The 19799-nt window shown below is 48.4% G+C and carries 17 protein-coding genes and 1 pseudogene; 8 read left to right on the top strand and 10 right to left on the bottom strand.

Translation table 11 applies throughout. The annotated features are described in order from the left end of the window. Positions 1-54 precede the first annotated feature (54 nt). Positions 55-972, bottom strand: coding sequence for a retropepsin-like aspartic protease family protein (locus U2F10_RS17940; protein ID WP_499872932.1), 918 nt, complete (start codon positions 970-972; stop codon positions 55-57). A gap of 102 nt (positions 973-1074) precedes the next feature. Here U2F10_RS17940 and carA point away from each other — a divergent pair, with 102 nt between their 5' ends. From carA to U2F10_RS17915, 5 genes are all read left to right on the top strand, one after another. Further along, the gene (gene carA, locus U2F10_RS17935) at positions 1075-2247 is read left to right on the top strand and encodes a glutamine-hydrolyzing carbamoyl-phosphate synthase small subunit (protein ID WP_499872931.1); all 1173 of its coding nucleotides are present in this window, start codon (positions 1075-1077) and stop codon (positions 2245-2247) included. A 201-nt stretch (positions 2248-2448) separates the two neighbouring features. Continuing rightward, a complete protein-coding gene (locus U2F10_RS17930; RefSeq protein ID WP_006515003.1) occupies positions 2449-2787 on the top strand; it encodes an STAS domain-containing protein in 339 nt (112 codons plus the stop codon). Between the two features lie 81 nt (positions 2788-2868). Beyond that, positions 2869-3333: a Mini-ribonuclease 3 gene (locus tag U2F10_RS17925; RefSeq protein WP_499872930.1), complete on the top strand. Its 465-nt coding sequence runs from the start codon at positions 2869-2871 to the stop codon at positions 3331-3333. Between the two features lie 164 nt (positions 3334-3497). Beyond that, positions 3498-4478 (top strand): 23S rRNA (guanosine(2251)-2'-O)-methyltransferase RlmB, encoded by a 981-nt coding sequence (rlmB, locus tag U2F10_RS17920; RefSeq protein WP_163665437.1) that lies wholly within the window; start codon positions 3498-3500, stop codon positions 4476-4478. A 65-nt stretch (positions 4479-4543) separates the two neighbouring features. Next, complete coding sequence (locus U2F10_RS17915; protein WP_163665439.1) at positions 4544-4810, top strand: DUF1816 domain-containing protein; 267 nt, start codon at positions 4544-4546, stop codon at positions 4808-4810. A gap of 170 nt (positions 4811-4980) precedes the next feature. On the opposite strand, the gene U2F10_RS17910 is transcribed toward U2F10_RS17915, so the two are convergent. The 4 genes from U2F10_RS17910 to U2F10_RS17895 all read right to left on the bottom strand — a co-directional run bounded on the left by U2F10_RS17910 (position 4981) and on the right by U2F10_RS17895 (position 10843). Then, entirely contained in the window at positions 4981-5793 is an 813-nt protein-coding gene (locus U2F10_RS17910; protein WP_163698679.1) for an alpha/beta fold hydrolase, read from the bottom strand. A gap of 13 nt (positions 5794-5806) precedes the next feature. After that, positions 5807-6211, bottom strand: coding sequence for a peptide-methionine (R)-S-oxide reductase MsrB (gene msrB, locus U2F10_RS17905; RefSeq protein ID WP_163665443.1), 405 nt, complete (start codon positions 6209-6211; stop codon positions 5807-5809). A 56-nt stretch (positions 6212-6267) separates the two neighbouring features. Further along, on the bottom strand, positions 6268-8454 hold the full coding sequence (locus U2F10_RS17900; RefSeq protein WP_163665445.1) for a CHASE2 domain-containing protein: 2187 nt from the start codon (positions 8452-8454) through the stop codon (positions 6268-6270). A 142-nt stretch (positions 8455-8596) separates the two neighbouring features. After that, positions 8597-10843: a hybrid sensor histidine kinase/response regulator gene (locus U2F10_RS17895; RefSeq protein WP_499872929.1), complete on the bottom strand. Its 2247-nt coding sequence runs from the start codon at positions 10841-10843 to the stop codon at positions 8597-8599. A 960-nt stretch (positions 10844-11803) separates the two neighbouring features. Here U2F10_RS17895 and U2F10_RS17890 point away from each other — a divergent pair. Continuing rightward, positions 11804-12193 carry an ArsR/SmtB family transcription factor gene (locus U2F10_RS17890; protein WP_006515011.1) on the top strand — a complete coding sequence of 130 codons (390 nt, stop codon included), beginning with the start codon at positions 11804-11806 and terminating at the stop codon, positions 12191-12193. A gap of 110 nt (positions 12194-12303) precedes the next feature. On the opposite strand, the gene U2F10_RS17885 is transcribed toward U2F10_RS17890, so the two are convergent. The 4 genes and pseudogenes from U2F10_RS17885 to mnmA all read right to left on the bottom strand — a co-directional run bounded on the left by U2F10_RS17885 (position 12304) and on the right by mnmA (position 16726). Further along, positions 12304-12609 carry a hypothetical protein gene (locus U2F10_RS17885; protein ID WP_499872928.1) on the bottom strand — a complete coding sequence of 102 codons (306 nt, stop codon included), beginning with the start codon at positions 12607-12609 and terminating at the stop codon, positions 12304-12306. A 17-nt stretch (positions 12610-12626) separates the two neighbouring features. Further along, positions 12627-14429: a caspase family protein gene (locus tag U2F10_RS17880; protein WP_499872927.1), complete on the bottom strand. Its 1803-nt coding sequence runs from the start codon at positions 14427-14429 to the stop codon at positions 12627-12629. A gap of 27 nt (positions 14430-14456) precedes the next feature. Further along, a pseudogene (gene sat, locus U2F10_RS17875) lies at positions 14457-15622 on the bottom strand (sulfate adenylyltransferase). 30 nt (positions 15623-15652) lie between these two features. Then, complete coding sequence (mnmA, locus tag U2F10_RS17870; RefSeq protein ID WP_163665454.1) at positions 15653-16726, bottom strand: tRNA 2-thiouridine(34) synthase MnmA; 1074 nt, start codon at positions 16724-16726, stop codon at positions 15653-15655. A gap of 162 nt (positions 16727-16888) precedes the next feature. Here mnmA and U2F10_RS17865 point away from each other — a divergent pair, with 162 nt between their 5' ends. Further along, positions 16889-18022 (top strand): NAD(P)H-hydrate epimerase, encoded by a 1134-nt coding sequence (locus U2F10_RS17865; protein WP_499872926.1) that lies wholly within the window; start codon positions 16889-16891, stop codon positions 18020-18022. Then, positions 17980-18486: an ADP-dependent NAD(P)H-hydrate dehydratase gene (locus tag U2F10_RS17860; RefSeq protein WP_499872925.1), complete on the top strand. Its 507-nt coding sequence runs from the start codon at positions 17980-17982 to the stop codon at positions 18484-18486. Before U2F10_RS17865 ends, U2F10_RS17860 begins: the two co-directional genes overlap by 43 nt. A 26-nt stretch (positions 18487-18512) precedes the next feature. Here the strand turns inward: U2F10_RS17860 and U2F10_RS17855 are convergent, their stop codons facing one another. Further along, positions 18513-19604 (bottom strand): calcium/sodium antiporter, encoded by a 1092-nt coding sequence (locus tag U2F10_RS17855; RefSeq protein ID WP_163665458.1) that lies wholly within the window; start codon positions 19602-19604, stop codon positions 18513-18515. Positions 19605-19799: the final 195 nt, after the last annotated feature.

Genomic DNA, 19799 nt, shown 5'->3' with positions numbered 1-19799 from the left:
ATTCATGACATGGGAATCTACCCTCAGGGGGCAGACCCCTTTGCCTTTGCAGAATTAACGGGGCCGAAACTCTACAGAGTTCACCTGCAAAATGACATCAAAATTTTTGTAGACATCATTTCCTAACAACCCAATAGGCACAGCATCACCAATACTCACGGGCAGGTTGCGATGGGTAATGTTGCCAACACTAATGGACTCTACATAGCCCACATCAACAACGGCACGACTATTGCTGGCCGTTGCCACCGATGCCTGACCAACCACATTAATACCCAAATCATTGGCCATGGATCGGGTAATGTGCGTATGGCTGGCTCCGGTATCCAAAATCATAGGATATCGTCTGCCATTGAAGTTCACCGCAATGACGGGGGTACCCCCACGACGCTGGATAATCGGCACACGTGCTACCCCGGTGGCAGTGGCGGCTGCAGGAGCAGTCGCCACTGCCACCGTAGAATCCTTAGCAATGGGTGTGGGCCTGTTTAAACTTATTTCGGCTGGGGGTTGCTTGAGATCGGCCAAACGCTGCTTTGCCTGAGCTAAATTACGCTCATAGTCTTTCAGTTTAGTTTGGGCAACTGCATAGTTTTGCTCGCCTGCCGGTACGTCCTGAAGTTTTTGAACTGCCTGCTCCCAACGGCCAACGATTAAATCCCAATCATCTGGAGATGTGGCCTGCTGACCTAATTTAAAAGCACTAGATGCCAGGTTAATGGCATCTTGATAGGCTGTGGATAGTTCCGCTGCGCTCGCTGGAACAGTTGCAGCATTAGCGGCATCAGGTTCAATACCAGCCTTATTATTAGTTTCATCGGACTCCACCGAAGCACTCATTTGAACCGGGACGGAGGCTGTTTCCCTCTCTGTTCTCTCTAAAGTGTCGGTTGATACTGGACTAATCTGACAGGCCGCTAGGGTCCCTAGACAGAGAATTTGAAGAATTCTGATGCATTTTTTCTCAAGCATTGTTCAAAAGTTCCCCATGGCCTCTAGGATGGTACGGGTCCCCATCATGTTCCAACGTGTTCTGGGTGGGAAGGCACCGCGTTTATTTCCCTGTTGTAACCCATGTCTATTTTTTCCACTAGCTCACAACCAGCCCTATTAGTATTAGCTGACGGGTCAGTTTTTCGTGGCTGGTCCTTTGGAGCCACCGGTACAGTAGTGGGCGAAATTGTCTTCAATACAGGCATGACAGGGTATCAAGAAGTATTGACCGACCCTAGCTATCGCGGACAAATTGTCACCTTCACTTACCCGGAATTGGGCAATACCGGAATTAATAATGAGGACGATGAATCAGCGACTCCTCAGGTGAATGGTGCGATCGCAAAAAATATTTGTGAGTGTCCTAGCAACTGGCGCTCCACCACATCTCTACCTGACCACCTAAAACAGCACAACATTCCAGGCATTTATGGCATCGATACCCGTGCCCTCACCCGCAAACTACGAACGGCAGGTGCCATGAATGGAGCAATCTCCAGTGAAATTCTTGACCCTGAACGGTTACTACAGCAACTTGAACTCATCCCCAGTATGGAAGGGTTAAATCTGGTAAAGGAGGTGAGCACCACCGAAGTTTATGAATGGACAGAGCCCACAGATACCCATTGGGAATTTACATCTACCACATCTACCGCCCATGATGGAACGGCTACACCCCTGACGGTGGTCGCCATTGATTTTGGCATCAAACGTAATATCCTGCGCCGCTTAGCCAGCCATGGCTGTCGCGTCATCGTAGTCCCTATTGATACAGCGCCAGAAGAGATTCTTAAGCATAAACCCGACGGTATTTTCCTGTCTAACGGACCAGGCGATCCGGCAGCTGTAGAATCTGCTCCAGCTCTAGTCAAAGCACTGTTAGATAGCGAGTTGCCCACCTTTGGCATCTGTATGGGACACCAGATCCTAGGGCTATCCCTTGGCGCAAAAACCTTCAAACTCAAATTTGGACATCGAGGTTTAAATCAACCCTGTGGTCTCACCCAAAAGGTAGAAATTACAAGTCAGAATCATGGTTTTGCCATCAATGCTGATACAATTCCAGCCACAGAGGTTGAAGTAACCCACTTGAATCTCAATGATCAGACTGTCGCTGGTCTACAGCACAAAACCTTGCCCATCTTTTCAGTGCAGTATCATCCAGAGGCCAGTCCCGGACCCCATGACGCAGATTATTTATTTGAAAAATTCGTTACCCTTATGCTTGATCATCGCAGCAATGGTGTAGGGTAATCTATATTTTCCATTAAGTGACAGAAAAGCCCCAGATGAGTCCGAAATTAGCCCTCGGTTAACCCTGGATAAGTGCATTTACGTTTCACTTAATTTCCTTGCAGTCGGAAAGATCCTGACCTAAAATTAAACGTCTGATTTTGCCGTATCTATTGCCTTTAGGAGGTTATTATCGCTGAGTCGCTGACCCTAACCGTAAGTTTGAGAGGCACCCGTGATGTTAGGGGGAAATGTCAAATATTTCGCCTCACTGGTCTATTAGATGCATTTTCAGAACCCACATTTCGTAAGGTTCTGAATCGGTACATTGAAGAAGGCCCCACCCATATTATCCTCGACCTATCGGCGATTGATTTTGTCGACAGTTCGGGCCTAGGTGCCCTAGTGCAGCTGGTGAAAAAAGCAAAGGGTGAAAGCGGTAGTGTTCAAGTGGTAACGAATGCTCGCGTTACTCAGACGGTAAAGCTTGTCCGTCTGGAACAGTTTCTTTCGTTACAGCCCAACGTTGACACTGCCCTTGAGAATCTCAAGGATTCTTGATCGCAACCGTGGGCTCGATTTGGAACGCCATAGACCCATGGCGTGCTTACTCATTAGAGTGTTTAAGCGCGGGAGGTTTTGATGGACAGTCATGATGGCGCTAACGACATCAAGGTCCCGCTACCTACTTCAAGTCAACTGACAGAGATATTCTCACCGGGTGCTCTCCAGTTCCAGCAGGTGCAGTCTGTCCCACCGATAGCCTTGGCCTATATCGGTGATGCTGTGTTCGAGCTCTATGTTCGTATGCAGTTTTTATGGCCACCCCAGCGGATACAGATGTTTCATCAGCAGGTGGTAAGCCAGGTAAAGGCTGAACAGCAGGCTGCATATCTTGAACAGTTAACGCCTCACTTACGCGATGTGGAAGCTGACATTGTTCGACGGGGACGCAATGCTACGTCTAAAGCCCCAAGACGTTTGTCAGCAAAAATATATCGACAGTCAACTGCATTCGAAGCCCTGGTTGGCTATCTCTACATCACTGACCAACCTCGGCTACGTGAGTTACTCAAGAACTTAAGCGTTACCTCTACTCTTCAGTAGTCTCTCAACGTGAAAAGCTACGAAACTCACGCTCCTAAGGCAATTGCCTTAGGAGCATCTATCCCTTGCCAGTTCCTCTATAGCCCCACGCCCCACGCCCTATTCCCCACTCCCCCAAACAACAACTAAGCGGTATGATGTGACTCCGCTTCTACTCCTAACCCATGGTTAAACCGTCGTCCGATCGGCCACGTCCGGCCAAAGGCAAATCTCGTCCTCAGCGGAAGGGACATGCTAAACCATCCTTTAAGCAGACATCCAGCAAGCCATTTAAAAAGCGACGACCCGGTCCTAAGGATGCATCAGGGCGACCACCCAAGCCTCGTTCCACCCCCCCAGCAGAGACCTTGCAAGAGGAACGCCCAGATTTAGTATACGGACGTCATTCAGTAGAAGCTGCGATCGCAAATGAGCGTCCCATCAATCGGCTGTGGGTCAATGCCAGACTCGTATTTGATGCTCGCTTTCGCCCGCTAATCCTAGATGCCAAAGCCAACGGTGCCGTCGTCGATGAGGTCAATACCCAACGACTTAACCAGCTCACCCAGGGGGCAAATCATCAGGGCATTGTGGCGCAAATTGCTTCCCACAGCTACATTGAGCTGGATGACCTGGTGGCCAAAGCCAAAGCCGCCTGCCGTCAACCAGTCATTGTTGCGGCTGATAGCATTACCGATCCCCATAATTTAGGAGCCATTATTCGCACAGCTGAAGCATTAGGTGCCCAGGGTGTGGTCATTCCCCAACGACGCGCCGTGGGGATCACGCCAACGGTCGCAAAGGTTGCCGCCGGGGCCTTGGAAACATTACCCGTTGCCAGAGTTATTAACCTGGGACGTGCTTTAGAACAACTTAAAGATGCAGGGTTTTGGGTGTATGGAACAGCTGCTGAAGCAGGGCAAGCAGTCCATACAACCCAGTTTGATCGCCCGATAGTGCTAGCCATCGGTGCAGAGGGTCCGGGTCTCAGCCTATCGATTCAAAATCTTTGCGATGTTTTAGTCTCTGTCCCTCTAGCTGGCAAAACTCCCAGTTTGAATGCTTCAGTCGCAACAGGTATGGTGCTGTATGAGATTTATCGACAGCGATGGTTAGAAAAATTACCGACTATTAATCTTGGCGGGGATCAAAATCACACTGTATAAATGTTATAAGCGCAATTTTAGGCTGCTCGTAAGCTGGATTTTTAATAACAACAGGTACTCATTTTATGAAAAGCTTTTTGAGTAATCTTTTTAGCTCATTTTCAAAGCCTTGGTGGGTTGAGATTTCCACATCCCAACCTCGCTGTCTTTATTATTTTGGTCCATTTGATACAGAACGTGAGGCAACCCAATATCAAGGGGGTTACATTGAAGATCTAGAGCAAGAAGGGGCACAACAAATTGACGTTGCCATTAAGTGCTGTGCCGAACCCGCACACTTGACGGTGGAATATACGGAGCCTAGCAATGTAACTCCCGTTTATAACAACTAGCGGGTTAGGCTAAAAAAACTACAAGAAATTTGCTCAGTAGGTTTTGACAAAAGGTGTTTGGAGCAGTAACCAAACACCTTTTGTTGTTAGTCAAAATATTCTGACATATGAGGGAACGAGCCTTTTTGTTCAAAATAACAGCGCCATCCGCGATTCAGGTATAGCGTTCGTCAAGCCTGCCAAAATTCATGGGTTTGCAGCCATTGACCAATGTCGTTACACAGCTGCGGTCCTATTTCCCAAGGCATTAAATGGGCAACATTATCGTACAAACGACATTCGCAATTCGGCAAGATAACGGCTGTTTCCTGGCTAGACTCTGGCGTGATGTGCACATCATTAGCCGCGGCTAGCATCAGGCAAGGTTGAGAAATGCGGTGTAATTCTCCCAAACGGTTATACCCTTGCCTCAGCGCGGTGTTTAAAGCTCGATTTGCCAAGGTCGATGTCTGGATAAAGGCGGGTGTGCCTTCCCTAGCGAGATATCGATAGGCCTGAGCACTATGCTGGGAGATCAAATAGCGAAACAGTGAGCGTTGACCAAAGGTGGAGATATTCCATGACCAGCCTGGAATTAACCAGTTAATTACCCCCGCAATCCCTGTCAGTAGGTTATCTTGCCAGCTAATGGATGGATGACGACCCGCTGGTCTGGCGGCAGTACTCACTAAAACTAAACCGGCAATTTGTGCAGGATGTTTCAGGGCTAACTCCATGGCCAAGATACCGCCAAGGGACCATCCCAACAACAAACAGGGCTGATCCAGACGGTCTAGCAGCACCGATAAATCATCCAGGTGCTGCTCCATGGTAAAGGGTTGGGTGGCACGGCTGCGACCATAACCACGCAAATCTGGTGCAATAATCTGAAAATGAGGCGATAGATAGTCCGCAAACACTGACATACAGCGCCCCGTGCCGGGATGGCCATGGAGGCACACGATGGGCATGCCCCGACCACAATAGTCAACCGCTAACTCCATAAACAAAGGGAAACTAGGCGTTTTCCTTCGGCACAAAATCAAGGGCGGCTGAGTTCATACAGTAGCGCTCTCCAGTGGGCTGAGGTCCATCGGAGAAAACGTGACCCAGGTGGGCGTCACACACAGCACATAGCACTTCGGTGCGCACCATAAAGAGACTAAAGTCACGCTTTGTGGCAACATTTTCGGCCTTACTGGCAGCCCAAAAACTAGGCCAACCTGTACCAGAATCGTACTTGGTTTCAGACGAGAAGAGTTCGGCCCCGCAGCAGACGCAGTTGTAGATACCGGCTGCTTTGTTGTCGTGATACTTACCGGTAAACGCTCGCTCTGTACCGTGCTTGCGAGCCACTTGATATTGCTCGGGGGTGAGCTGTGCTTGCCATTCTGCGTCTGTTTTTTGAATTTTCTCCACCATGTTTTTACTCAGAAAGTCGGTTACAGCTACTCATTGATCCTAACGCAGATTCCGGTCTATCTTAAGCGGGGATATCGCTGGCGATAACGACGATAGGCTAAGAGGCTGCCACTGGCGACAGTAAAAGCTGCTAAGGGCGCAACAACTGGCACCCAGGCATTGGTTAAAAAGAACAGAACCGTTGTTCCTGCGATCGCAACTACCCCAATGCCATAGGCGAGCAGTAAATAACGTCGCTTACGCAATTGCCAGGTAAGCCAACTGCCGCCGCTGGCCCAAACAATAATCCAGGCAATTTCTGCACCGTCCGGCCAGGCCCAGGGCAGTGGGTAATCATCTAAAACAGCACTTAAAAACTGACTGACCATGTGAAGATGCACCTCCACCCCTGACATTAAATAATTCTCATCGCTGATATCACTACGCAGGGTATAGGGGGTAAAAAATTTGTCAGTGCTGGTGTAGGCTGTCGTGCCAATCAAAACCACCTTGTTAGTAATCAACTCAGGATCAACCGCATCTGTCAGAATGTCAGTCAATGAAACTCGCTGGGCCAACTGCGTCGGTGAACGATAGGTAATCGGTATTTGATATCCGGCTGCATCCACCGATTGATAGCCACCGAAAGTGGAATTCATTAGCTTGAACCCCGTGTCACCCAGCTTTAAAAACTCATCTTCCCTGTCCCCGGGTGCGGGCTGCAAACCATGCTGCTTTTCTAGATAATGCATGGCCACCAGGAGGCCAAATGATATATGGACCTCGGCGTCTTCGTCAGTGCTGAGGCTGGCATACAAAAGATTACGTCGAATTTTACCGTCCGGATCCAAAGGAAAGTCATTGAAACTCACCTGTTCAGGTCTCAGCTCCGGAGGGGGTGGAATCCTCTCGCCTTGAAAGTCCCCTAACTTGGTAATACCAATAATGTTGTCAGCGGTCAGACTACGAGCCAACGCCGCTCGTCCCTCACCGATGGGGAAATTACGGTGCAGGTCCAAACCAATGGTGGCTGGCTGATGGCTTTGAATAATCTCAAGGGCATCGGCAATTGACTGATCGGACGGACTATCACGCTGCTGATTGTTGAGATCCTGTTCGTTAATCCCAACAAGCAGAATGCGGGGATCGGGGCCTAAATCCCGCTGATAGGCCACCAAACCGTCATATACCTGTAGTTCTAAAGGTACAAAAGCTTGAAGCTGACGAAAACCGAGAATTAGGACACTGGTTACAGCCGTTGCGATCGCAACGGCCCGAATACTCTCCTTGCGGGATGGCTGCCAGACCGTTGCCTGGGGCAAAAACGTCTCTGCCACTGTCAGCTGATCGGCCTTTTCAGCCAATTCATCTAAATGGCCCAGATCGTAGAGTACTTCCGCAACAGATTGATAGCGCTGATAGAAATAATGACGCACCATCTTTTTCAATAAATACTTGAGCCCCGGGCTGATATTGGCATACTCTTCCCAACGCAGCTCCAGAGAAGACATATCATCCGGTAAGTCTGTAGGGGCTCGCCCAGTTAATGCATGGATGGCCGTCATTCCCAAGGCAAAAATGTCACTACTCAAACGCGGCTTACCGGCCAGTTGCTCACTGGGGGTATACCCTTGTGTGCCTACACCGACCGTTAGACTCGTCAATTCACTATTGACCAACTGGGTACGGATTTCTTTGACGGCTCCAAAGTCAATCAGGCACAGCTTATTATCACTCTTACGTCGAATTAGATTATCAGGCTTCAAATCACGATGAATAACGCGATTATCATGGACGAACTTAAGAATCCCTAAGGTTTCCTGTAGTAAGGTAATGATTTGGTCTTCGCTTAGCCGTCCCGCACGACGAATTTCATCTCCCAAAGACTCACCATCAATCAACTCCTGAACCAGATAAAACTCCTGCTGCTCTTCAAAAGAATCTAGTAGTTTAGGAATACAGCTGTGGGTACCTAAACGCCTGAGCGTAGACACTTCCGTATCAAACAGCCGCCGCGCAACCTTGAGGAAAGTGGCATCATTGCTCGCTGGCTTTAACTGTTTAACCACACACTCAGGTGTTTGGGGCTGAAATAAATCCCTAGCCACATAGGTCTGCCCGAAGCCACCTGCCCCCAGCACTCTGACTAATTGATAGCGTTCCTTAAGAACCTGGCCTAGCATCAGCTTTAGCAGCCCCTGAACAGCTTGCTGGAGTAAATCTTCCGCAGCATTCGGATAGTTGCGCGTCCCATTATCCAGCAATTTTGGAGAGTATACCCAGGCTGAATTATGGAGCCAACAGTATAGACAGTTTACCTGGCATATTCCCCGAAAGCCTAATAACCATACCAGTTCAACTGGCTGTACCTAGGGCAAATAACGATGCCTGGGACAGCCATGCAACCTAACCAGGTAAAGCCTGAATCTTACTGAGCAGCGTTGGTGGATGGATAGGCTTCACCAAGTAATCATCAAAGCCATCCATAGAAAGTTCACCCTCGGCTGCCATATCCTCAGCCTGCATCAACGAAATCACTTTAATTCCGGATGTAGCCACGTAGTGCTTGAGATCATCCACAATATATTGACTATTCCCACTGACTAAATGGTGGTTGAGAATAATGGCTACAGGCTGCAAAATCTCTACCTGGTGGACAATTCGCGACCCTTCGATCACCCAAATTACCTGATAGTTGGCAGCGGTCAATAAATCACAAATTAAACTGGCACTACTTTCATCATCTTCCAGCAGAATAATCCGACCAGTAATCGGTTCAACACTTTGATAGGAGTGAGATGGAACGTCTGGATGCTGTAGCGGAATCCGCACGGTGAACATGGACCCCTTACCCGGTGTGGAAACCACCTGAATTGAGCCATTATGCAGTTCAACAAGTTGTTTAGTGAGCGCTAACCCCAGACCAGCACCAGGATACTGACGCTGACGGGCCGCTTCTAACTGCTTAAATGTTTCAAACAAAACCGCCTGCTGCGCCTCAGGAATACCAATCCCAGTATCTTCCACCTGAAACATGACATTCTGTGGATCACGCCAAACCCGTAAACTAACTCGCCCATTGGCATCGGTAAATTTAACAGCATTACTGAGTAAATTGGCTAAAATTTGACGTATTCGACGTGGATCAGCGCAAAAATTGTCCTCACTTTCCGACAGCCTTAAATTTATTCGTAAATCTACCTCTTTAGACTGAGCCTGTTGCCGAAAACTCTCTAGACTGCTGCGGGCTAAATTAGATAGGGAAAAATTGTTGATCTCAAGGACAGTACGTCCCGCCTCAATTTTAGCGACTTCCAGAATGTCATTGATAATGTCTAATAGCTGTTCTCCACTACTGTGGATGGTGTTGAGATAATCACGTTGACGAGGACTCAACTCTCCAAAAGACCAGCGCAATAAGGTGGCCGACATACCAATAATATAGGTCAATGGCGTCCGGAGCTCATGGCTCATGGTGGCCAAAAATTCACTCTTAGTTTTGATAGCAGCTTCAGCAGCCATCAATGTATCATTAAGGTTCTGGGTTCGGTCCTCAACCTGCGCCTCAAGCATCAGTTTTTGATACTGGAGTTGTTGTTGCAAATCGTTTTGACGAATCGCTATGGCGATATGTTCTGCAACCTTAACCAGAAACTGCCCTTCCCATGGTTGCCAATGGCGCAGCTTTTGAGATGACCTCTCTGACTCACTGGTACACTGATGGGCGATCAATAACCCCCACAATCTATCGCCCAGCCAGATAGGCACTACCAACTGAGATGCGACATTAACGTGTTTGAGTTGCTTGAGCAAACATGGGTGATTTTGATAGTGTTTTTCTATGTTTTCAATCGCGATATACCCTGCTGCCTGAGACATTTGGGCATATCGCTCAGCACAGGACGCATCCGACACACAATGGGCGTCGGAACGATAGAGAACAGACTCCGTAGATGGATGCCCACGTGCCTCGTAGGTAATGCAAGACGAGACATTACCCTCCTTATTCTGCAACAACGACTGTTCAGGTTTGGGAGGGGGATTAGCAACTTGATAAACAAATAACCGGTCAAGACACAACCATTCGCAGACTTCATTTAGAGTTAATTGAATCAAGGATGCCAGTGGTTCTGACTGCTGTAAACGGGTAACAATACGCTGCAGAATAGTAGCCGATGATAGGGACGGATCTGGAGAACGTTGCGCTAGATCACTCACATCCAGCACAAGCTGATTCATTAAGTTAATAAGGTACTGACTCTCAAAGGTATAGGTTTCAGACAATGGCTCTGCGACAGACCGATTTAACCGCTGCTGCAGTTGCCCTATGGTATCTTGACTGGAACCACTCAATCCCTGGACTAGCCAAGGCAGAGATAAAAAACGATCAATCGCCACCGGATCGGTACAAAGGCAAACTAGATAATGATTTACTTCACCAGGTTGAGCTATGAGCAAACCATTAATTTGCCCTACCGAAAACAGCGAAAACTTGGCGATATCAGCTTCCACAGGCAATTGACCATTGCCTAAATCCTGCTCAGAGAGATAATATTCATCGTCTGTCAACAGCCCAGAGAGACTCCTTCGCACCTGTTCAAAAACATGATGCGGTATGCTTTGATACTCTAAGGCTGAGGAGAAACCAGACATAGTTATTGACTATTTGTAAGGGCGATAACCTGGAAACGACTGAAATAGCCACAAAGCAAAGCACACACATCAGGATCTCCTACAATGGTGTTTCCCATAAGCAAATCTGTTCTGACTATTATCATTGTCATAATGCTGTAATACGCTCAGTTATTAACTACTCTCTAAAAAGAGTAAACACCTCCTAACATGGATCAGAAAACATATTTAACCAAGCTGATACTGTTGTGAAAAACAGTGAACATAGTTTTCTAAAAACCATGTTTCTTTAAGCAGGGCTTGCCCCAGAACCTTTAGCTTCTGACAAGCCTAGAAAACATATCACCAGCATTTTAAGGTCCCTCAACTCCTTAACGATAAAACCAGTATTGATCCCTAAAGCTTAAATATCACTAACGTTAGCTGGAAACCAAAAGCATAGTGACGGATTAAAAACCATGGCTACAGACGCAAATAAATGGTCAACAGCCTAATCAAATGAATTATAAAGATTGTCTGGGACAACTATTTTCAATGTTTATTTAATCATTGATTTTTCAATATGCTTACCGAGAGAAAAGCGGTAGATCCAACGACTTCAAGTAACCTCATCCTAACGCTGTCGTTTTGAGTTCTGAGGGAAACCCTATACTTCTTTCATAATTCCAAAACGCTGATACAACCGTGGCAAATGGTTGCCTAGAATTAGAAAACTCTCCCGCATAAGGGAATTAAATAGATCTATAAAATCTTTTTTACGCGACGAGAAAAATATAAAGTCGACTGAAGGGCTACCCCCTCTCCCTAGATCTAAGCAGCTCCTGCCCCCGTTTCATACGCCCAACAGTAGCCGTAGCTAATTTTATTTTTTTAGTGAAAAACTAAATCACTCTATTGCCATTGATGAATATATTGTTACAATACCCATCAAGTTTTGATATGCAGATATGTCTGTTTCCCTAGGGTCTTGGAGGTCCCGCAATGGAACCTATCTCCGCTGAAGTTATTCAGCAGGTGGCCGATTACTTCAGCGTTTTGAGCGAGCCCATGCGGCTCAAAATTTTGAATCTGCTGGGAAGTGGTGAGAAATGCGTGCAGGACCTGGTTGATGTTACCGAAACCAGTCAGGCTAATGTGTCTAAACACCTGAAAGTAATGATGCAGGCAGGCATCCTCACTAGGCGAACCGAAGGCACATCGTCTTTTTATCGGGTATCTGACGATCTGAGTTTTCAGCTGTGCAGCTTGGTTTGCGATCGCATCGCCAGTCGTATCGAAGAACAAGCCAAACATTTTCGTGCCTTTAGCTTCTCCAACCAAGAAGTTAGCAATAACGAGGCGGCTTCAACTGAAGCGGAAGTCACCAGCTAAAGTAATGGTAATGATTAGGCGTTAAACTCACAATTCAAAACTGTTGCCCAACCCGCCATCGACTAAATAATGCTGTAGTGACACCCAACCGTTGCCCAACCCGCCATCGACTAAATAATGCTGTAGTGACACCCAACTGTTGCCCAACGCGCTGCGCTTAAGGTATAGCTATCATCATCGACGTCTTCACCACCACTGATATCATCCAGTAAAGCCTGTACCAGCGGCAGGGCATTATCGCCAAGGGTCACCCGCTGATTACTGGCCGTATTGGCCATGGACAGCAATACTTTCCAACAGTTAGTCAAGGGATTGGTACTACAGACCAGATAGGTTTCAACCCTACCTTCTGAATCATCAACGACCCAGGCATTCTGAGTGGGCAGGCTGGTCGATGTTCCAGGCAATAAGGTCAAAGCAGTCTGTAATGACTCTATGGCATAGGGTTGACCATCACTGGGGGGAAAAACGCCTGCATCCGATCCTTAGCGTCAAAAGCCAACAACATAGCATATACAGGAGTTGAACCAAAATTCAGGGCTTGGTAACGTAGCTGAGCCCCCTTAGAAAACTCCACCGGGCGATTTTGACGGCTGACAGCATCAGCTAAACGACTTTTCGAAGCCCTACCCGAGGCTTGACGAGTCTCATGCTGGAGTAAGAGTTTTTCAGTCTCCCCTGCTAATAACAGATTCAGCCGAACCGCCAAATGGGACGATGTTTGATTGTCACTCAACCGCAGCAGCTTCATAGCTAGCATGGTTTTGAGCTTAGGCGAAAGACGAGCCACCGCCATTTTGACTGCTTCGTCTTGCTTGGCTAAGGTACCCACCACCAGGGTACGGGTGGGGGTGAACAACCCATACCCCTGCCTCACGACTGGCATAGTGGGTAAATCGCCTCTATCTGCGATTTCTGAGCGAACCTGGCCCAACATACAGTCCGCCGGATGGATGTCATCTGTAGAATCGACAAAGGACAGTGCAGCTAGGGCACTGGTGGCATCAACACGCTCAATTCTCTCCAGGCTGGAATCTAGAGCAACAACCAGGGGCAGATCTTTAGGTAAAACCCGCATTGTTTCGTATAGGGGCTGACCCACTGGCCAGGGTTCCCCATCGGGTAATTTGATGCGACTAGACAAACCAGTCTGCGATCGCACCATCACCACCTGCTCATCACTATCTAACTGCCTAGCAAATCCCAACCGTTCGCTGCACTGAACCACATCTGCCGGTAAGCCACCTAACCACAACGTGGCCGAACGCCCTTCAACAGACATAATCACCGCATCCAAACACGGTAGATCTGCATCACCATAAACAGCATGCTCATCGGCGGTTTGCGTAGTCCAATAAGGTGTCTGATTAGGCACCAGAGGCAAAATGGACTCTTGAGCCCCCCGCATAACAGCCGAAAGCTTAGCCGGTAGTTGGGTGGCCCACAGATAACGGGTAAGACCGTAGGTAAATAAGCCCGCTCCAAAATCAGACCACTGACGTTCAATCACCGGCTGGCCATCACGGGCAGCCATGAGCAAATCACCAGGGAAAAATGAGGGCTCTGCCGCAATTTGCAGCTTTTCCACCTCCGACGTACCATCCATAGATAACGGAGGACAGTACACATCCTCAACCGTCGGTATTATTCGGCGAGAACGCACACGATAGCCACTGGACAACATCTCATCAAGCTGACTATACCCAGCATCTACCACCGTAAATACTTGCTTAGTTTTGAGCTTAGCCAAAATTTGCTTCACCCAGGATACTGGCACATCCCTGGACAGAGGTTGAGCAGCTGTAGGTAAATAGCCATCCACAGGCACCCAAGTTTTAATGCGTTTTTCGCCCAGGGCTAGCTGACTACCACAACCACTGAAGTGAACAACCACAAAATCACTAGTATTCGACGTTTGAGTCAGCTGATAGAGGGCATCTAGAATACCGATCTGGGTTGCTTGGGCATCCACCAACGTAACAATGTTGTTCGGATCAAATCCAAAACGATAAAGCAACAGCTGTCTTTGCAGTTCAACATCTGTCAGACAGCCCTTGAAAGGGTCCACATCTTTTCCTAGAACCCCATTGGGATATTGGTTAATACCAATGAGCAAGGCTAGTTTGCGACGGGAAGGATCTGCCAGTGCCTGCTGCCAGCCTAGAAGCTGGGACTGACTGAGCCCAAAGGCTCCCAAGATGACACCTGTCGCTGACAAAAACTCCCGTCGCTTCACGACCCGATTACTCCATTAGCTTTAGCTTTAGGCATGCATGGCACGAGCCAACTCAGCAGCCACTTCTGGGCGAGAAAATTCCGGGGGGGAAGCTCGCCACGACGCAACATTTCGCGCACCTTTGTACCCGATAGATGGATACGTTCTTCCTTACTACTGGGACTAGTCTTACTAGTTGCCATAGTACCTGTACGGGTGCAGTAGAAGGCATGTTCAAACTTCATAGGTGTAATTCCCATTTCACCCGGTTCAAACTGATCAAAGATGTGCTGAGCATCGTAAGTGCCGTAGTAATCACCCACTCCAGCATGATCACGCCCCACAATAAAGTGAGTACAACCATAATTCTTACGAATTAAAGCGTGGAAAATTGCCTCGCGAGGACCAGCGTAACGCATAGCCGATGGATTAATTGCCAAAATTACCCGATCTTGCGGAAAATAGCGGTCCATCATGATTTCATAGCACCGCATCCTGACATCTGCTGGAATGTCATCCTTTTTAGTCGCACCGACCAGGGGATGCAAAAACAGACCATCCACAGTTTCTAGAGCACATTTTTGAATGTACTCATGGGCCCGGTGAATAGGGTTACGGGTCTGAAAACCAACCACGGTCTTCCAGCCACGCTCACGAAACATAGCGCGAGAAGCCGCTGGATCAATCTGGTACTTAGGGAATAAAGGATGAGGATCACGCTCTAGTAGCCAGACAGGACCAGCTAAATTAACAGCTCCCTGTTCATAGATAACTTTGACGCCAGGATGCTTATCCTCATCAGTACGATAAACATTAATCGCCTCTTTTTTCTTATCGTAGGTATACTTTTCAGTCAGCTCAAGTACACCAACATAGCGACCCGTCTTATCGTTAAGACGAATCAACATGCCCTCATTGAGGGGAGTAGCGACTTCTTCTGAAACAGAGAGGGTCACAGGTACTGACCAGGGCAGCCCATTAGCCAAACGCATATCAGTTACTACAGGTTCGTAGTCGGCTTTGCCCATGAACCCAGTTAAAGGGCTAAAGCCACCAATGGCGATCATGACTAAGTCCGACAGAGCCCGATCATCTAAAGTAACCTGGGGCAAAAAATCAGCTTTACTTAAAAATTCTGCTTTCTGCTCATCAGATACTAAACGATCGATCAGCGTGCCGCCGTGGGGGGCGATACCATCTTTAGTTAATGTCAAAACGTCCTCTTTTCTTCTATAGAAACTGCGTTAATGTTCATCTTCTGGAACGAACGGTCGAATAAGACCGCCGCCTAGCACCCGATCATCATCGTCGTACCATACCGCAGCCTGTCCCGGAGACACGCTAAACTGAGGCTCTTTGAAGACTAGCTTCACAGAACCATCTGCTAAGGGAAACACGGTGGCAGCTACCGCAGGTGAACGATAACGAATCTGGACTGTCACTGCCATGGGAGAGTCAGGGGCTTGAACCGAAACCCAGTTAACCCGATCGACAGTGCAGTAAGGCTGATGAACACTATCTCGTTCTCCCACAACCACCTGGTTGCGAGCAACGTCCAAAGAAATTACGTAAAGAGGAGCTGGAGCAGCGATGCCCAAACCTTTACGCTGACCGATAGTGTAATGATGAATACCTGTATGCTGACCCAGTACGTTGCCGTTAGTGTCAACAATATCCCCCGTCTTAGGCGCTAGATACTTATCCAAGAAAGCCTGCATAGAGCCATGCTGTTCAATTAAGCATAAGTCTTGACTCTCAGGCTTTTCCGCTGTGTGAAGACCTAATTTTGTCGCCATTTCCCGCGTTTGAACTTTAGTTTGTTCACCGAGGGGAAACTGGGTAGCACTGAGCTGTGCTTGGGTTAAATCATAAAGAAAATAGGACTGATCTTTCTTGCGATCAACCGCACGGCGCAGCTCGTAGCGCCCTGTATCGCTATTATAAGCAATCCGAGCATAGTGGCCCGTGGCAATGGTATCTGCCCCCAGTTCTTGGCGAGCATAATCCAACATAGGGCCAAACTTAACGCTGCGGTTGCACTGGGAGCAGGGTAAGGGCGTTACCCCTCGGCTGTAACCTTCAACCACATAGTTGATGATTTTTTCTTCGAACAGCTCACGGGTATCGACAACATGATAAGGGATATCCAGCTCTTCACAGAGCTGAGCGGCATCTACCATCCCTTCAGAACAGCATTGCCCTTTACCCTTCATCAACCATAGAGTCAGGCCAATTACATCTTGCCCTTGCTGGTGCAATGTGGCTGCAGCGACCGAACTATCTACGCCCCCAGACAGACCTACAACAACTTTACCCATAGATACCCATAGATGATCGCACTCATCAAAATTGCCAATTCTTAGGCTAACACTCCATTCACAAATACGTGATTACTGGCCATCACTTTTAGCGTTTGAACTCAGGCGGGGGCTATGACCAAGACAATAAAAACTGAGACATTCACTTCAAGACATACAGTCATGAAACCTTCATATCCCGATGAAATGAAAAAACAAGGCAGCAGCCCCCATCGCCATTCATTCTGCGTTACATCCAAACAGATGCAGGCCATTGAGGCTCAGCTCTTTGATGCAGGCTTTCCCGTGGCAGCCCTGATGGAAAAAGTAGCGGGACGCATTGCCGACTATTGGGCACAGCACTGGGACCGCTCTTATGAAGTCGGGGTTTTGGTAGGCCCCGGTCACAACGGTGGCGATGCCTTGGTGGTGGCCCGTGAGCTACACCTGCAAGACTATGGGGTAAAAATTTATGGTCCTTTTGAGCGATGCAAATCGCTGACCATGGACCATGGTCGTTACTGTCGTAGCTTAGGGATTCCCTGGTACCAAACATGGAGTGAACTGGAGGCTAACCTGGGCCAGCGCTGTCGCCTGCTTGATGGTCTGTTTGGATTTGGCCTCAGTCGCCCCATTAGCGAGGAGGTCGCCACAGCGATCACCAGGATTAATCACAGTAATATGCCCGTTGTGAGCATTGATCTCCCGTCTGGCATCCACACCGACAGTGGAGAAGCATTAGGAATAGCTGTTAAAGCGGACATTACCCTCTGCCTGGGACTCTGGAAACGTGCCTGCTTACAGGAAATAGCTCAACCTTATTTGGGACATACGGAGTTGATTGACTTCGACATTCCTTTGGCAAACATTGAAGCTGTGCTGGGGGTTACACCAAAGGTACAGCGTTTAACACCTGGGCGGGCACTGCGGACCTTACCCCTGCAACGGTCTCCTGTGGCCCATAAGTATACTGTGGGGCAACTGTTGGCCATCGCTGGCTCCAGACAATATGCAGGGGCTGCACTGTTGACGGGTCACGGAGCCATGGCCAGTGGTGTGGGCATGGTGACCCTGGTTGTGCCAGAGACTATCCGTCCCTCAATGGTGGCCCAGTTGCCAGGAGCCTTGGTAATTGGAGCGGAGGAAACAGCAACAGGTGAAATAGCCACGCTGCCGCCGTTAGACCTGGACCGCTATGACACCATCGCCTGCGGACCTGGATTGGCTCAGGTTGACTGGCTATCTGACATTTTGGCCAGTTCTCCCCCCTGCTCTTGGATGCCGATGGGCTCAATAGCACCACGACTGAGCAACTAACAAAACGCCTGGGACCAACTGTGATCACCCCACACCCCGGCGAATTTAGACGACTCTTCCCAGAACTTATTAGCGGTCATGATGGTGCGCTTCAGGCGGCCCAGCAGACTGGAACGATGGTCGTTCTTAAGGGCGCTAAGGTGGCCATTGCCAGCGGCGATCGGTTATGGCTTAACCCCCACAGCACCCCAGCCCTGGCACGGGGAGGCAGTGGGGACGTTTTAACAGGCTTAATGGGGGGGCTAATGGCTCAGAAAATAGCTGATGTCAACCGTGGGCAACGCCAGAAAAGTACCCCGGCAAACTCGACCGATGCTGTTTTAGAGGCTGCTATAGGCGCAGTCTGGTGGCATGCGCAAGCGGGTCTTTATGCTGAGCAACAACGCACGGTTCTAGGGGTGGATCCACTACAGCTAGCCCAGTCTTTAGATCCCGCTCTGGCAAATTATTTAGCTAACAAATAATTGTTGACCATCTGGTGATAACACTCCTACAGGCCCTTTGATTTGGAAGAGTTCATGCGCGATCGCAACGTAATTGCCATTAAACCAAGAATTGTCAGCGGCACAATTACATATTTGAGGGCAGAGCCAAACATCACAGTGCTGCCATGCTCGGTTGATTTCATCACCAGATATAAGGTGTAGGCCAAATAATAAGCCAACAGCAATACCCCTTCCCAACGACTCACCAAATTGTCGTTAAAACAAATTGGGAAACACATGATCGCGACTCCGATCATGACTGGAATATCAAAGGCTAAAACCGATGGCTCAATGGCAATACCGTTGGGGGATAAGGCACTTGTAACGCCCAACACCACCAAAATATTAAAAATATTACTGCCCACAACATTACCCACGGCAATATCTCGCTCTCCACGCAAACTCGCCACAATCGATGTAGCCAGCTCAGGCAACGACGTCCCAAAGGCCACAATCGTTAAACCAATGATGATGGGATTCACCTCCAGGGCCTCGGCAATGGTCACAGCCCCCCTTACCAAGAGCTGTGAACCCACCACCAAACAAGCCATCCCTCCCAAAAAAGCCAGGAATTCTATACCAACCTTAGACCAGGCAAATTCTCGAGGACCGTACTCTTGGGCATACTCATCCTGAACCTCAGGGTTCTGCTCACGACGACTTTGAAAAAGTAGAAAAAACGTATAGCTGAGACCACCTAACACCAAGACAACACCGTCAGATGTGTCAATAAATCCATCCAGGCTAAACAAAAAAACCAGACCGGATACCCCGATCATAATCGGTACATCCAGGCGGATTAGCTGCTGGGCAACGACTAGAGGGGCAACCAGGGCAGAGGCTCCTAAAATCAGCAACACATTGCAGATATTACTGCCAACCACATTCCCTACAGCCAGCTGCGTCTGATCATTAAATGAAGCGTGCAAGCTCACAGCAAGCTCTGGCGCACTGGTGCCAAAGGCAACAACTGTCAAACCAATCACCAGAGGAGAGATGCGCACCATAGCCGCCAGGTTGGAAGCTCCCCTAACTAAAAAATCTGCTCCAACCACCAGGAAAACTATCCCCAGTATGAGAAATACAGTGGCAGTCATGGCCCTACAGGCTATCTCCTTTCATACGTCTTTCTGTTAATTTATTCTTTCTAACCGGCCCCCTGGCCATCGATTTGAGTGTACCGGCTTTATTCGATACTATGCCGAGAGTTTGTTCTAATCAATGTACCTACAGGTATGAATAATTACCTAACAATCATTATTGTGCCGCCTACTAAGCAATGGCACAAACGA

The sequence above is a fragment of the Leptothoe sp. EHU-05/26/07-4 genome, assembly GCF_043421015.1.
GTDB classification, from domain to species: Bacteria; Cyanobacteriota; Cyanobacteriia; order Phormidesmidales; family Phormidesmidaceae; genus Leptothoe; species Leptothoe turfae.
Note: the sequence above shows the minus strand (reverse complement) of the source record. Positions and strands in the feature narration are given on the sequence as shown.

What these genes read in the sequence shown, in the direction of transcription:
- U2F10_RS17940 (WP_499872932.1), bottom strand. Translation starts at nt 972, where the DNA reads ATGCTTGAGAAAAAATGCATCAGAATTCTTCAAATTCTCTGTCTAGGG.
- carA (WP_499872931.1), top strand. Translation starts at nt 1,075, where the DNA reads ATGTCTATTTTTTCCACTAGCTCACAACCAGCCCTATTAGTATTAGCT.
- U2F10_RS17925 (WP_499872930.1), top strand. Translation starts at nt 2,869, where the DNA reads ATGGACAGTCATGATGGCGCTAACGACATCAAGGTCCCGCTACCTACT.
- rlmB (WP_163665437.1), top strand. Translation starts at nt 3,498, where the DNA reads ATGGTTAAACCGTCGTCCGATCGGCCACGTCCGGCCAAAGGCAAATCT.
- U2F10_RS17915 (WP_163665439.1), top strand. Translation starts at nt 4,544, where the DNA reads ATGAAAAGCTTTTTGAGTAATCTTTTTAGCTCATTTTCAAAGCCTTGG.
- U2F10_RS17910 (WP_163698679.1), bottom strand. Translation starts at nt 5,793, where the DNA reads ATGGAGTTAGCGGTTGACTATTGTGGTCGGGGCATGCCCATCGTGTGC.
- msrB (WP_163665443.1), bottom strand. Translation starts at nt 6,211, where the DNA reads ATGGTGGAGAAAATTCAAAAAACAGACGCAGAATGGCAAGCACAGCTC.
- U2F10_RS17895 (WP_499872929.1), bottom strand. Translation starts at nt 10,843, where the DNA reads ATGTCTGGTTTCTCCTCAGCCTTAGAGTATCAAAGCATACCGCATCAT.
- U2F10_RS17890 (WP_006515011.1), top strand. Translation starts at nt 11,804, where the DNA reads ATGGAACCTATCTCCGCTGAAGTTATTCAGCAGGTGGCCGATTACTTC.
- mnmA (WP_163665454.1), bottom strand. Translation starts at nt 16,726, where the DNA reads ATGGGTAAAGTTGTTGTAGGTCTGTCTGGGGGCGTAGATAGTTCGGTC.
- U2F10_RS17865 (WP_499872926.1), top strand. Translation starts at nt 16,889, where the DNA reads ATGAAACCTTCATATCCCGATGAAATGAAAAAACAAGGCAGCAGCCCC.
- U2F10_RS17855 (WP_163665458.1), bottom strand. Translation starts at nt 19,604, where the DNA reads ATGACTGCCACTGTATTTCTCATACTGGGGATAGTTTTCCTGGTGGTT.